This is a genomic window from Gordonia sp. ALPHA1B1 (assembly GCF_005502615.1).
Classification (GTDB): Bacteria; Actinomycetota; Actinomycetes; order Mycobacteriales; family Mycobacteriaceae; genus Gordonia; species Gordonia hongkongensis.
The window spans coordinates 20,848-34,752 of the sequence record NZ_SCOC01000034.1; the positions used below are offsets into that span (position 1 = coordinate 20,848).

Annotated in this window: 15 protein-coding genes; 6 read left to right on the plus strand and 9 right to left on the minus strand. The window is 65.0% G+C overall.

The features are described 5' to 3' along the window. Positions 1–15 precede the first annotated feature (15 nt). Positions 16–1,188, plus strand: coding sequence for an acetyl-CoA C-acyltransferase (locus FFS52_RS18815; RefSeq protein WP_065631648.1), 1,173 nt, complete (start codon positions 16–18; stop codon positions 1,186–1,188). Between the two features lie 483 nt (positions 1,189–1,671). Further along, complete coding sequence (locus FFS52_RS18825; protein ID WP_065631650.1) at positions 1,672–1,866, plus strand: hypothetical protein; 195 nt, start codon at positions 1,672–1,674, stop codon at positions 1,864–1,866. Between the two features lie 12 nt (positions 1,867–1,878). On the opposite strand, the gene FFS52_RS18830 is transcribed toward FFS52_RS18825, so the two are convergent. Continuing rightward, positions 1,879–3,579, minus strand: coding sequence for a plasmid pRiA4b ORF-3 family protein (locus FFS52_RS18830; protein WP_165630004.1), 1,701 nt, complete (start codon positions 3,577–3,579; stop codon positions 1,879–1,881). Positions 3,580–3,708: 129 nt separating this feature from the next. After that, a complete protein-coding gene (locus FFS52_RS18835; RefSeq protein ID WP_249356511.1) occupies positions 3,709–5,790 on the minus strand; it encodes an MMPL family transporter in 2,082 nt (693 codons plus the stop codon). 101 nt (positions 5,791–5,891) lie between these two features. Between FFS52_RS18835 and FFS52_RS18840 the strand changes: the two genes are divergently transcribed. Further along, positions 5,892–6,407, plus strand: coding sequence for a MarR family transcriptional regulator (locus FFS52_RS18840; protein WP_083207431.1), 516 nt, complete (start codon positions 5,892–5,894; stop codon positions 6,405–6,407). Positions 6,408–6,422: 15 nt separating this feature from the next. Here FFS52_RS18840 and FFS52_RS18845 read toward each other — a convergent pair whose 3' ends face one another. Next, positions 6,423–6,716 carry a hypothetical protein gene (locus FFS52_RS18845; protein ID WP_065631654.1) on the minus strand — a complete coding sequence of 98 codons (294 nt, stop codon included), beginning with the start codon at positions 6,714–6,716 and terminating at the stop codon, positions 6,423–6,425. A gap of 168 nt (positions 6,717–6,884) precedes the next feature. Here FFS52_RS18845 and FFS52_RS18850 point away from each other — a divergent pair, with 168 nt between their 5' ends. Further along, complete coding sequence (locus FFS52_RS18850; protein WP_238994896.1) at positions 6,885–7,334, plus strand: GNAT family N-acetyltransferase; 450 nt, start codon at positions 6,885–6,887, stop codon at positions 7,332–7,334. A 98-nt stretch (positions 7,335–7,432) separates the two neighbouring features. On the opposite strand, the gene FFS52_RS18855 is transcribed toward FFS52_RS18850, so the two are convergent. From FFS52_RS18855 to FFS52_RS18870, 4 genes are all read right to left on the minus strand, one after another. After that, entirely contained in the window at positions 7,433–8,044 is a 612-nt protein-coding gene (locus tag FFS52_RS18855; RefSeq protein WP_068970446.1) for an AAA family ATPase, read from the minus strand. 68 nt (positions 8,045–8,112) lie between these two features. Further along, complete coding sequence (locus tag FFS52_RS18860; RefSeq protein WP_065631656.1) at positions 8,113–8,643, minus strand: hypothetical protein; 531 nt, start codon at positions 8,641–8,643, stop codon at positions 8,113–8,115. Between the two features lie 101 nt (positions 8,644–8,744). Continuing rightward, positions 8,745–9,479 carry a PE-PPE domain-containing protein gene (locus tag FFS52_RS18865; protein ID WP_226513400.1) on the minus strand — a complete coding sequence of 245 codons (735 nt, stop codon included), beginning with the start codon at positions 9,477–9,479 and terminating at the stop codon, positions 8,745–8,747. 243 nt (positions 9,480–9,722) lie between these two features. Continuing rightward, a complete protein-coding gene (locus tag FFS52_RS18870) occupies positions 9,723–10,046 on the minus strand; it encodes a hypothetical protein (RefSeq protein ID WP_203235851.1) in 324 nt (107 codons plus the stop codon). 615 nt (positions 10,047–10,661) lie between these two features. On the opposite strand from FFS52_RS18870, the gene FFS52_RS18875 reads away from it, so the two are divergent. Then, the gene (locus FFS52_RS18875) at positions 10,662–11,549 is read left to right on the plus strand and encodes a DUF5996 family protein (protein WP_065631659.1); all 888 of its coding nucleotides are present in this window, start codon (positions 10,662–10,664) and stop codon (positions 11,547–11,549) included. 113 nt (positions 11,550–11,662) lie between these two features. On the opposite strand, the gene FFS52_RS18880 is transcribed toward FFS52_RS18875, so the two are convergent. Further along, the gene (locus FFS52_RS18880; RefSeq protein ID WP_065631660.1) at positions 11,663–12,103 is read right to left on the minus strand and encodes an SRPBCC domain-containing protein; all 441 of its coding nucleotides are present in this window, start codon (positions 12,101–12,103) and stop codon (positions 11,663–11,665) included. A gap of 276 nt (positions 12,104–12,379) precedes the next feature. Between FFS52_RS18880 and FFS52_RS18885 the strand changes: the two genes are divergently transcribed. Next, positions 12,380–12,784 carry a DUF1801 domain-containing protein gene (locus tag FFS52_RS18885; protein ID WP_068970457.1) on the plus strand — a complete coding sequence of 135 codons (405 nt, stop codon included), beginning with the start codon at positions 12,380–12,382 and terminating at the stop codon, positions 12,782–12,784. 25 nt (positions 12,785–12,809) lie between these two features. Here the strand turns inward: FFS52_RS18885 and FFS52_RS18890 are convergent, their stop codons facing one another. Beyond that, on the minus strand, positions 12,810–13,112 hold the full coding sequence (locus FFS52_RS18890; protein WP_068970445.1) for a hypothetical protein: 303 nt from the start codon (positions 13,110–13,112) through the stop codon (positions 12,810–12,812). Positions 13,113–13,905: the final 793 nt, after the last annotated feature.

Consider the following 13,905-nt stretch of genomic DNA (forward strand, 5'->3'; position numbering starts at 1 on the left):
GACGGAGGATCAGTCATGAGATCTGCGGTCATCGTCGACGCTGTTCGCACACCCATCGGCAAGGGCAAGCCCACCGGCGCCCTCCATGACGTTCATCCCGTCGACCTCCTCGCGCACAGCCTCCGAGCAGTCGTGGACCGTTCGGGTGTCGATCCCGAACTCGTCGACGACGTGATCACCGGTGTTGTCAGTCAGGTGGGGGAGCAGAGTTTCAACATCGCGCGGCGCGCGCTCCTGGCCGCCGGCTACCCCGTATCCGTGCCGGGGGTCTCCGTTGACCGCCAATGCGGAAGCGGGCAACAGGCCATCGCGTTCGCCGCGCAGGGCATCATCGCGGGCACGTACGACATCGCGGTCGCCGCGGGTGTCGAATCGATGTCCCGTATCCCGATGGGCTCGGCCGTTGCCGGTACCGCCGATCTCAACGGACGGGCGTTCGGCGAACGATACTCGCAGGGCCTCGTGGGTCAGGGCATCTCGGCGGAACTGATCGCCGCCCGCTGGGCCATCTCGCGACGTGAGATCGATGAATTCTCCTTGCGGTCACACGATCTCGCCGCCACTGCCACCAAGAACGGACTCTTCGACGACGAACTCGCGCCCATCGCGGGGCTGACGTCAGACGAGGGAATTCGTCTCGGGGGCAACCTCGACGACCTCGCCCGGCTGCGGCCGGCCTACTACGACGAGGCGATCGCGCGTCGGTTCCCCGAGATCGACTGGCGGATCACCGCGGCGAGTGCGAGTCAGATCAGCGACGGGTCGTCGGCGGTGCTGCTGATGAGCGAGGAGAAGGCCGTCGAACTCGGTTTGCGTCCGCGCGCACGGGTGCACACCATCGCGGTCGCCGGCGACGACCCACTCCTGATGCTCACCGGCATCATCCCGGCAACGCGGAAGGCACTGTCACGCAGTGGTTTGCGTGTCGAGGACATCGACCTGTTCGAGGTGAACGAGGCGTTCGCGCCGGTGGTCCTGGCGTGGTCGCGGGAGTTCGGGGTGGACGTGGATCGAGTCAACGTCAACGGCGGTGCGATCGCGCTCGGCCACCCGCTTGGTGCCAGCGGTGCCCGCCTCGCGACCACGGGACTCAACGCGCTGGAACAGCGCGGCGGTCGTTACCTCCTGCAAACGATGTGTGAGGCAGGCGGATTGGCCAACGCGACGATCTACGAGCGACTCAGCTGAGCCGTCGGCGGTCCGGGCGGGCGTGCTCGTCGTCCATTCGGCGTATCTCGGTCGCACACGTTGCGTCCGCCCGGTACCGTGATTGCGCATACCCGCTGTTCGGGGCGGGGCCGATGACTGCGGGGACCTCATGAACCCAACCGACCCGAATGCAGCAGCGCTCGTCGCGACGCGGGAGGCCACCGTTCTGGCGCATCTCGAGACCGAGAATCGGCACGACGTCGCTGCCACGCTGGCGACGTTCAAAGACGGCGCGGCACGTACCGAGTTGCCTGGTGAGATCGCCGATGGCCACGACGCGGTATCGGCCTCATATCACGAACTGTTCACCGCATTGCCGGACATGCATTTCGATGTCGATCCCGAGACGCTGTGCCATCACGACGATCGAGTCATCTGTGAGACGCGAGTTCGCGGAACACATCTGGGCCCATACCGCGGACTTGCCCCGACGGGTCGGCTCTCTACCTGCCCATCGTCGCGGTGTTCACCTTCGCGGGCTCAGATCTGGTTGCGGAGCGCGCCTACTTCGACCGTCTGGAAATGTTCATGCAGCTCGGGGTCGCGCGGGATCCGAACACCCTCGTCGGCCGGATCGCCACGCTGCTCAATCACCCGATCACGGTCATCGGTGCTGCTGTCCGACGCCGAACCAACCGGTCCGCCGCGTCGGCTTAAGCCCGCTGTGGATCACACGCCTAATCGGCGCCTGACCACATCGATGTCGAACGACGTCGGGTCGAAGGCCGAACCAGGTGTCAGGCCCGCCCACTCGCGTAATTCCAGATGGCGCGGGTGCGTCTCATCGTTGACGGCCTCGATGAAATCCGCCCATCCGGGAACTCCGCCGACATCCTCGAAAGGGGCGGTTCCGCCGCCGGCGACGATCGACACCGGCGGTTCGCCGTCATTCATCGGGGTGAATGCCTCGACGACAATGCTCACTTCCCAGCCGTCCCCGAAGTCGTACTCATAGGACACCACGTCGCCGGGCTCGTCGACCAGCTCACCCAGAGTCGAGTCGAAGACGGACTCCGTGTACCTGCCGGCCCGTGCGGTGCCCATCGCCTCGTCTGATAGATACCGGTGCTCGTGGCCGAAGCATGGAGTCGTGAACGCGTAGAGATGCGCATCGTTCCAGGCGAATGCAGCTTGCAGCACTTCGTGGAGTTCGTTCAATGGAACCAACGCGAGTATTCGAATCCGTCGCCAGACTCTGGGTCGGACGCCGGCGAGTTCGGCGCGCACAGTGATCATGGTCGTCGCCTCCCCGCTTTCCGGAATGTGACGTTCCGGAAATCCGTCCCACACAGCGGGTCGCAACCCCTCGGGGACGACGTAGTCACCGTCCTCGTTGAGGACGAGCCACCCGTCCTCGATGATGTGCTCGATGCGAGAATGGGCCCTGGGCATCTCCGGTGAGATCAGCCCGTCATCGCGCAGGGCGGCGAAGCGATCGGCGGCAAACGGCATGATCGTCAGACCGTGGTATACGACGCGCGCGACGATTCCGTCCACAAACTGTGCCATTGCACTCGAATCAGAGGTCAACGCTCTGCCGACGGCCGCAGCCAGCGTGCTGCGTCGCGTCGTCAACGACTCTGATCCACGCCAGGACGCGGCCGCCGGGCCCGGGTAGACATGGGATGGAGTGATTGCGATCAACTGGGCATCCCGGGCGAGCTCCCAGATCTCAGCAAGAACGCGATGATGTTTCATTGCCTTGAGTGCTGCTGCTGGTGGCTCGATCTCCAGCGCATGCAATAGGTCCGGAAGCAGTGCCGGCTTGAGCCATCCACTTGGCGTCACCGGCCGTTTGTGGCCGATCCAGTCCATCAACACATCGAGCCGCTGCAAAACCCGAACCGATTCCAATGCATCGCGCTCGGTGGAGCTGTCGATGTCGTCTACATCGACCTTCAGCCCGCCCATGGAGTCGAGGAGGTATTGCTGGCAAGCCCCCATTACGACATCGGCGCTGATGGCTGCAGTCCACCTGGAAGTGGTGACGAGGAAATCGATGAACAAGCGCAGTGCGAAGACCGCAATGCTTGCCGGTAAGGCGTCGTCCTCTTCCTCTTCCATGTACTCGGCGAAGTCGATTGCCGCATCGACCTCCTCGAGCGACCACTCGGTGGGCCGATGGTCTGGCAATGCGTAGCCGACGGCAAAGTCCAGCGCTCTGACGGCGTCGACGATGGCTGCCTGCTTGTCCGGATCGTCTTCGAATTCCACACTGGGCAGCCAACGTTCGAACTCGCGTATCAGCATGTCGATCTCCGAGGTGTCGCGACCGCGAATCGGGATCACATTGCTACTTCGGCGCGCGGCCCGCTTCTTCGTCTTTTCGGTCCGCTTGGCGCCGCGGGACTGCTTGTTCTTCCGGCTCATCGGCACCGATCCTATCGCGAGCATCGCCGTCATCGGCCAGGTCGAGTGCTGGTCCGGCCGGCGGTCGAACGGTCCCGGCTCCTGAGGGCCGGGACCGTCGGCTGTTCGGTATGAAGAGTCCGGACTTTCCTAGTCCTGCCTTGGTCCTGCCTCCACCAACTCGTCGTCCTCCGGGACATCTTCCTTGTTCGCCAGCGCGCTGGGCCACCACACGGGACGGCCAATGTCGTAGACGAGCGCCGGGACCAGCAGCGTCCGGACGATCAACGCGTCGAGGAGGACGCCGAAGGCGACGATGAACGCAATCTGCGCCAAGAAGATCAGCGGGATGACCGCCAGGGCGGAGAACGTCGCCGCGAGGACCACGCCGGCCGAGGTGATGACTCCGCCGGTGACCGTGAGCCCACGGAGAACACCTCGGCGCGTACCGATCTGCAGTGCTTCCTCGCGGACGCGGGTCATCAGGAAGATGTTGTAGTCGATGCCCAGCGCGACCAGGAACACGAACGCGAACAGCGGCACGACCGGGTCGGCGCCGGGGAATCCGAGTATGTGGTTGAACACGATCGACGAAATTCCCAGAGTCGCCGCGAAACTCAGGATGACGGTGGCCATCAGGAGAATCGGGGCGACGATCGCCCGGAGCAGCGCGCACAGGATGAGCAGCACGACGATGCTGACGATCGGGATGATCAGGTTCCGGTCGTGGATGGCCGTCGTCTTGGTGTCAAGGTCGACCGCGGTAGGACCGCCGACGAGCGCGTCGGCGCCGTTGACGTTCCCCACCGCGTCGCGAAGACGCTCGATGGTCTCCTCGGCGGCCAGGGAATCGGCCGGATCGGTCAGGGTCGCCTGCAGAGCGACCCGTCCGTCGACCGTCTTGGGGGCGCCGCCCGGATCGGTGACCGGGACGACCTCGGCGACGCCGTCGACATTCGCCGCCGTGTTCTGCACCTGCTGCAGCGATGCGGCGTCGGCGATGATGACCGCGGGTGAACCGTCCCCGGCGTCGAAGTGGGCGGTGAGGACTTCTTGGCCCTCCTGCGACTCCACCGCTACGAGGAAGGTGTCGGACTGCGCGACACCGTCGGCCTTGAACTGGGGGAGGAACAACGCGAAGAGCACGAGGAGCAACGTCGTTGCCACCCAGAAGCGCCGGGGGTGCCGTCCGATCCGGTTCGCCAAGGCGCCCCAGAAGCGATGGTTGCTGCTGTCCTCACGCTGCGCCGACGCCGGGTCGACGACCGGTCGCTTCGGCCAGAAGGCACTGCGTCCGAGCAGGGTCAGTGCCGCGGGGAGGAACGTCATCGACGCCAGGAACGACGCCGCGATACCGATCGCGGCAACGGGACCGAGACCGCGGTTGGAGTTCAGATCCGACAGCAGGAGGCACAACACACCGGCGATGACCGTGCCGGCGGAGGCGGCGACGGGTTCGAGGGTCGCGCGCCACGCGGCCCGCATGGCGTCGTACTTGTCGGCGGTGAGTCGCAGTTCTTCTCGATAGCGGGACACCAGGAGCAGGGCGTAGTCCGTCGCCGCACCGAACACGAGGATGAAGAGGATGCCCTGGCTCTGGCCGTTGAGGGTGAGCACGTCGTTCGACGCGAGCACGTAGACCAGCAGACTGGCGAGCCCCAGCGCGAACACGGCGGACACGATCACGACGAACGGCAGGATCGGACTGCGGTACACCACGATGAGGATCAGGATGACGACCGCGCCGGCAACCAGTAGCAACAAGCCGTCGATCCCGCCGAACGCCTCGGTGAGGTCGCCCGCGATGCCTGCGGGTCCGGTCACATACACCGACAGTCCCTCGGGCGGGCCGTTCGCGAGTTCCGCACGCAGAGCCTCGATGCTTTCCGAGATCTCCCCGGAGGAGTCGACGGGCACGATCATCTGGATCGCCTGACCATCCTGCGAGCGGATCGGCGGAGACGTTCGCTCGGAGATCCCGTCCGTGCCGGCGACCTTGCCCACCGCCTCGGACACGAACGCGAGGTCGGCGTCGGTGATGCCGCTCGTACGTTCGGCCACCACGACGGCCGGGATCTCGGAGGAGTCCACGAAGTCCGCTTCCAGGCGGGAGACCTCGGTGGCTTCGGCGGATGCGGGCAGGAACGACGTGTTGTCGTTCGCCTGTACGTCACCGAGTTTTCCGGCGAACGGTCCGCCGACAGAACCCAGGGCCAGCCATCCGATGACCAAGAGGGCTGGCAGAATCCATCGCAAGCGACTGACTCGTCGAGCAGAGGTGGGTGGGTTCACGGGCTTCCGTTCGTCGGTTGCGGGTGGAGTGCGTGAGCACCATGATGTTCAGCAGGCTGAACAATTGCAAGTCTGCGGGGTGTGACGTAGAGAATCGGCAGGACAAGGTGGACGACGGAAACGACGGGATGGACGGGTGGCCGACCGGTCGGCTGCTGTCGGTGGCGGCACGGCTCGTCGAGCACGCCTGGGAGGCGGTACTGCGGGAGTACGACATCTCGAGCGCTGGACTCGTCGTCCTCCATGTGGTGAGCACGGGACCGGCCACCCAGCGCGAGGTCGCCAAGAAGGCCAGGGTGACCGATCAAACTGCGAGCCGCACCATCGAGCGACTGGAACGGATGGGTTACGTGCGGCGTCAGGTCGATCCCGACGATGAGCGGAGAAAGCACGTGAGCGCGACTCCGGCCGGTGCCGAGGTCTACCGCGCATTGCTGGAACGGGAGCGAACCGACCCGGCGCTGATCGCGTCCATCGGCGCGTCAGAACCGGAACTCCGTCGATTGTTGCTCGAACTGATTCGCGTGCAACAGGATCGGAGCTCGGGGCCGTCATAGCGTCGCGTCGGTTGCTCAACCCGCGTCGCGGGCTGCTTCGAGTCCGGCGACGAGTGCGTCGACCTTCGCCCGGTTCTCCGCCGACGTCATCAGCCCGACGAACGGCGGGCGCGAGAAGGTGAGGGTCACCTGGAGGAGCTGTTCGCGTTCACCGCCGAACAGCTTCTTCCGTCGGTTGGTCTCGGTGACCTCCGCGGAGACGAACGATGCTGCCGGCAACCGGGTCTTGGACGTGCCGCCGCGGAGTTTCTCGAACCACTCGCCATCGAGTACGACCGTTTCGTTCGACAGACCATGGATCTCGAGCACGTGCTACCCCTCGCCCTGCGGATTGTGTCGTGATCACGATATCCGCCGAGAACGGCGATGCCGGGGTTTGCGGCAGATCACAACACCGTTGCCCTTCGACGCCGGCGCGCACTACTGTGCCGATCGTGCATACACCGACCTGCTGGGCCCGCGCTCGTTCGGCGACCCGTGGCTGAGGTGAGACTTCGGCAGGCCGACGACGCCGACACGGACCGCCTCGTGGCCGTGTGGCGTTCGGCGGTCGAGGCTACGCATCACTTCCTGACTCCTGCCGACATCTACGGCTACGCGGATCGGCTCGCACGTGACTACTTTCCGGCGGTCGAGTTGGTCGTCGCGGAGGCCGACGGAGTGGTCGTCGGCTTCAGCGGAACCGCAGAGAATCGGCTCGAGATGCTGTTCGTCGATCCGGCCGCCCACGGGCGGGGCATCGGCACGGTGCTGCTCGATCACGCGGTCGCGCACGGCGGCGTCGACGAACTCGACGTCAACGAACAGAACCCGGGCGCCGTGGAGTTCTATCGGCGCAGGGGGTTCGAGCAGGTGGGCCGCTCGCCGGTGGATTCCGACGGCCGGCCGTTTCCGTTGCTGCACTTTCGGCGCGCCGGGGTCCCGTGAGACCTAGTTTCACGCCGCGGCGAATCGCGGGTGCAGAACTTGTTCACCGTCACCACGGCCATTCGAGGCCTCTAGAAGTCTCGCGGACGAGTGTCGGCTCACGTTCGGATGTGTCGAACTGCGACTGCTGCCCTACGCAGCTGATAACGCGCCGAAGACAAACGGGGACGGGAGAGTTCGAGTCCGGCATCGTCGGCGATGTGCTCGACAACTTGGTCGACACTGCGTTCGTCTGCTGGCACATGGCTTGCGAATCGGTCCTCGCCAAGCCGGGCGACGCACCTCCCAGTCTGTTTCATCGCCCAGGTCTCATCGGCGCCGAGGATGGGGCCGAGACGGTGAGCAAGGCGGGCTCTGAGACGTCGATGGATCACTTCGACGGAAGCGGTCAGGGTGTAGTGCCTGACATCGACGCCATGCTCTTTGAGTCCACCGACGATCTCGTCGAAGTACTCAGCGTCGACGAGCGTCATGGGAACGATCACCGGGGAGTCGCTGGATTGTTCGGCATCCAAGAGGGTTTGGGTGACGCCCGTGCGCCACTGCGGTAGGTCCTGAAAATCGTCGCGCCGGGCGGGCGGCAGCATCTTGTGCATCGCGAATCCGAGGAGTTCGGGATCGGCCACGTGCGACGCAGTCAGCCGGCGGTGAAGCTCGTGTGCGGTCTGTGTCTTACCGACGCCGAAGGCGCCGTTGATCCAGATCAACATGACGTGAGGTTACCGACAGGTGGGCAGCGCTTCCGGTGAAGCGGTCAGGGGCGATGTCGGTCCGCCGGTCAGGATTCGTGCCTCCGGTCTTTCTTGGTCTGACGTCGCGCACCGGCGGCGATGGTCGAGGCCTCGTACTTCTTTCGACCGGGTGATTCGCGGGTGTCGTCGGTCCGGATTCGTCCCGACGACGCCACTTTGCCCTTGCCCTTGTCCTTGCCTCTGCCCTTGCCGGTGTCCTTTTGAGATGTCGGGCTGTCGGTACGCGCCCGGACCAGTCGCTCGGCCTTCAATTCGAGAGCGGCGTCTCGAGAAACCCTGGCCAGTCGACGGCTCACGCGGCTCAAGGCGTCCTCGAAGACCTCGGCTTTAGCGGCGTTCCGGGCATTTGCTGCTTTCGCGCTCCCACGGCCGCCTTTGGTCTTGACTTTCTCAGCACCCGCACGGCGGTAGAGGGTGACGTGCTTGTTCCGTGCGCGCCGGATTCGCGAGTGCAGATCGATCAGTCCGTCCTCGTCGAGGCCGGCCATCTGTGATTTCTTGGTCTCGCGGACGAGTACATATTCGCTTTCGGACAGGGAATTCAGGGTCTTTTTCATGCCGGTCCTCGCTCGTCATGCCGTCACGTTGCAGTCCTGATGTTAGGTGCCGGCGCGCGCTCGAACTTCGGTTCTGTCCGATTCGGGTCAGATGAACCGGCTCAGGTGTCAGAGGGGGCCGGCGGCGAACCCATCGGCCGGTCGTAGGCTTTCTCGACCTCCGGACGAAGTCGTGCGTCCTCTTCGGCCTTGCGGGCGGCAGTCGTCCACATCTGGGTGACCATGGGCAGGTAATAGGTTGCCGGGGCGCCGAGAATGTAGGTGGCGTTGCCTTCGACGAACGTCTTGTTGGCCGGATCGTCGAGCCCGATCATGCTGTAGTCGTTGTGTACCGGGCGGCCTTCACCACGTCCGCCGACCGAATCCGACGCACTGTGGTTTCGTCGGGCGGCGTCGTTCATGAGGTCGCGGTTGGGTGCATCGGCCCAGAAATCGTATTGTCGCGCAACTATCTTGACGGTGTATCGGGTGTCATCGGGAAAGTTGTTGCCGCCGTAGTCCGCGCGGCATCCTCCCTGGTTGGCGCAACCGTTGTATTTCGATTCGAGATCACCGGTCAGGACGAACGTCACTGTGGCAGGGTCGATGTCGCTGGTGGGACCGTAGGTGCGCAGCCAATCATCCTGAACTTGCGCGCCTTGACTGTGTCCGACGACGATCTTCCGCCCGGGGATCTCGTGCAGCATCTCGTTCAACTTGTCGCGTCCGCGGTGGGTGTTCGTCGCGCCGGGAAAGTTGTTGTACGGCACGTTCACCACTCGATTGGGTGGTGCGAACAGCTCACCGCGCAGCCAGTTCATCGGAAGCGAGCGGAAGGCCGGGTCCAGTGTCAGCACTGTCGCCCCACCCGGGCCCGGCGCTGCACCTGCGACATTCGGTGTCCATTGCCCGATTCCGATTGCCACAATGAGCACCAGGACTATTCGCGAATATTGCTTCATTCTAAGCCGCCTCAGAGGTCTGACGAATGTCTATCACATCGCAAATCTCGCCGGGGGGATGCGAGAAAAGGGACGGCGGTCCGACGATAGGCGTTTAACGCTGTTGTTTGCCGATTTGTATCGCGAATAGACCCGGAATCACACCGAATCGGGTGCGTAGAACTTCGCGGTGGCCGCAGCCGCGGCCGCGACCTGCGCGGGTTCACCTCCGGCCGCGAGGTGTGCCTCTCCCCAGGCCGCCGCGCTACGGCGGATGAACTCGCGTCCCTCGGGAGACTTCTCGATTGCTTCGTGGTCAGCGGTTTCGCCATCGACGAGCAGCCGGGTCAGACCGAGGAGCAATAGATCCCAACCGACCCCGCCGGCACCTGGTCCGTACGTCGCGAACAAGGGTTCTCCGACGAATGCTGCATGGATGAGCTCCAACTCGGTGCCGCCTGCCTGGCCGGGGGAGAGGCGCACCCGCACTTCACTGGTGCTAGGCCACTCGTCGGCGTCGGGACGTAGAGCCAGGTCACCGTGAGGAGGTGCGGGGGGAGTGGACCAGCCATTCGTCGACGTCTCGCAATGGACCGGGTGGTCGACCCACTAGTCGCCGCCACCCGAGCTTCCGCCAGAGGAATCGGAGCCGCCGTCGCCTGACCATCCGCCATCGAAACCGAACCAACTCGAGGACGAGTCGGAGCTTCCCGTATGACGACTGTGCGGCGGCCGGGACGGAGCCCCCGCTGGCCTCTCGGCCCCTCGGCCTTGCACGTGCCTGTTCGCCCCGAAGTCCCGTATTGCGATCGGGAGCACCAGGGCGAGCACGAAGAGCAAGGCGGCTACGACGACGATCAGCCAATCCGGCGCCCCGAGTAACGCGGTGACGATGGTGGTTCCGATCGCGACGAACATCAAGACCGTTCCGAGCGTGATGCGCGGCAATGCTCCTCCTTGATAGCGACGTCGAGGTCGTGTCCGACTGCCGTCTCCGCGACAGGTTACGCAGGTGTTCGTCGGTGTCTCCGTCGAAACTTCACAGGGCCGACGGCTCATCGGCACGTTCGAGTTGACGCGTCCGGGATCATTGGCGACATGGAAACCAAATACGAGGCTTGGCCCGCACTACCGGTGGAGTCGTGGGTCGACACAAGGGACACCGTCCAGTTGTGGACCCAGATCGTCGGCAAGACGCGTCTCGCTCTCGGACCCGAGGTCAACCACTGGTGGGGCGTACCGCTGTATGTGGACGCGCGTGGCCTGACCACGTCCCTGATGGCCGTCGGAGACCGCGGCCTCGAGATCCGCTTCGACTTTCTGGACCACCAGCTGCTCTTCCTCGTCACCGATGGCAGCACCCGTCAGATGAAGCTGGAACCGCGGACGGTCGCCGATTTCTACGCGGAGTACACCGCTCACCTCGCCGACCTCGGCTTCGACATCGCCATCGTCGGTACCCCCGTCGAACTGCCTGATGCGACCCCGTTCGCCGAGGACACCGCCCACTCGTCGTACGACGCCGACGCCGTGTCTCGGTTCTGGCGGTCTCTCGTCAGTGCGCACCGCGTGCTGTCGGAGTTCCGCGGCCGCTTCCGCGGCAAGTCGTCACCGGTCCACTTCTTTTGGGGCGCTTTCGATCTGGCCGTCACACGGTTCTCGGGACGCAGTGCACCCCAGCATCCGGGTGGGGTGCCGAATTGCCCCGACTGGGTGATGCACGAGGCCTACAGCGACGAGGTGTCGAGCGCGGGCTACTGGCCGGGTGGCGCCGAGGAGGGGGCCTTCTACGCCTACGCCTACCCACATCCCGAGGGCTACGACACGCACCCGGCGGTCGAGGCTCCGGCGCGGTGGGATGCCGCACTGGGCGAGTACATCCTGCCGTATCAGCTTGTACGCCAATCGCCGGACCCGGACGCCGTGGTCCTGAAGTTCCTCGAGCAGACTCATCGAGCGGCGGCGGAGACGGCGGGCTGGGACTAGACGCGAGCCGGCGGCGGACGTTTCCGACGTCCAGACGTCGAGGTCTGTTCATCGTTCGTCCTGGCCGGTTGCAATCTCGCTCAGCGGCGCCGCTCGCCACCTAACCCCCGAGCCTATCCGGCGAGCAGAGCGTCCAGCGCTTCGAACGCCGCGCGCCAGCCGGCGGCCGCGTACTCGTACTGCTCGTCGGTGAGGTTGCCACCGGTTTGGCTGAAACGGATCTCGGTGCCGTTGTCGACTGCCATGAAGTCAGCGGTGAGGAGTTCACGTTCATCACCCGGCTCGTCGGTCATCGTCAGTACGAGTCTGTTCGGTCGGCTGACCTCGACGTACTCACCGCGCCAATGGACTTCGGGGAAATCGCCCCCAACGATCATTGTTGCTGCCCAGGTGCCCCCGGGTCGGGCGTCGAGCGATACCGATTCGACGGGGACCTGGTTCGCGCTGCCGCCGAAGAACTCGGCGAACAGAGCCGGCGTCGTCCACGCGTCGAACACGGCGGCGGGAGAAGCGTTCAGTGTGTAGGTGAGGGTTGCCCCGGTTGCGTCCGTCATGGTGTGACTGCCTTCTGGTCGTCGACGTCGGCCGACATCGATGTTTCGCCGCGGACGGCTCGGTCCGCAGGAGGGCAGACCCTCGTTGCTCGCAGAACTCATCGGGCTCACGGCGGGGAGGGTGCGGTTGGGCAGAAGCAGTCGGGCGAGTCCTGATCGGTGCCGATCTACCAATCAGGTCTGCTAGTTTCTCGGCGACGTGCCATTCCAGGCGAAGAGAACCGGTGGGTATCGATTGTGAACGAAGAACCGCGAGCCGGCGGCAAGGCGCCCGCGATGAGGCCGTCCGAGGCGCCGATCGAGGAAGTGCTCGACCGAGCAGTCGGTCCACGTCGGGACGAGGCCGATGAACTGGTCGCCTTGCTCGGTGAGATCTCCGGACACCGGCCCGTCCTCTGGGCCGGCCGCATGATCGGCTTCGGCGAGTACGAGTACCGCTACGCCAGCGGGCATGGCGGTCGGGCGCCGGAACTCGCTTTCGCGCCCGGCCCGAAGAATCACACCATCTACCTGGTCAGCGACTTCGCCACGCAGTGGCCAGATCTCATCGACCGGCTGGGAAAGTGTCGCGTCGCCAAGTCGTGCCTCCACGTCACTCGGCTCCGAGATGTCGATCTCGCAGTGCTGACAACGCTTCTCGAACGATCGTTGGCGCAGACACGCTCGTCCCACGGAGGTTGAGATCACCGCGGGTCCGGTATCCCGCTCAATCGAGATATCCGGTCTCCGGGTTGATGTTCGAGAGGAACTCCCTGATCGACTCGCGGTGGTCGCGAATCGTCGGCAGGGGGAGTGGCAGCGGGGCGGGCGGGAGCCCGTCGTCGCTCTGCCACGCAACTCGCGGCCCGCTGGAGCCGAAGCCGTACCCAGGGTTCGGGCCCGACGTCCACTTGCTTGAATACCCACCGTCGGCACGGACTGTCACTTGAAACAGTTCTCCGTCGACGACCAGATCGACCGGGCAGTCAGCCGGCGCCGGGCGCCAGTCATCGTTCTGTTGCGCAATCATTCGTGGGACGTTAAAGACTCACAGCAGTACTCGCATGGCATTTTCCCGCAAACGGGGGGGCGTGACTCTGAGTGGTGATCAGTGGCCGGGAAAGTAATCCGGCCCGGGGTCATCCGCGGCCGCGGTGGTCGACGCGAGACCGCAGGCGATGCCAGCGCGGCATCAGTTTCCTTAGCGTTCGGTGGGTGGTCACGAGGTCGCGGCGCCGTGCAACCGGGCGGCTTGTCGTCACGAGTTCAGATTGTCGCGCCGCGACTGTCACGGGGTCACCCCGAAGCGGCTCGGAACCGCTTGGTGAAATGCGTTGAGTCGCTGAACCCATGAGCGCGGGCGATCATGGCGTCACGGGCACGGTCGAGGCGGCGTCGGATGACGTGATCCATCAGCCGCCTTTCGGAACTGGGCCAGTCGGCGTACAGCTCCCGGGTCGACACGTTGTGGGCCGCGGCGATCGTCTCGGCCGACAGGCCGGCGTCGGTCAGCTGCTGTGTTGCTTCCCAGGACCCGCGGACACGTTCGCATGCACCTCAGCGATCCGGACTTGTCGCCGGTGTCGATCGCGCGGGCGCACGGCATCACCGTCCGAAAACTGTTCCAGCTCCTCGCCGATGCCGGCACGAGTCTCGAGCAGTGGATCATCACGAGTCGACTCGAGGGCGCGCATGATGACCTCGCGCCGAGACCGCTCATCAACCGGTCGCGGCAATCGCCCGGCGCTGGTGCATCACGAATCCGTCGCACTTCAGTAGACGATCCCGCGCGATGTACGTGATCAGTCCGCGGGCGTGGCGGG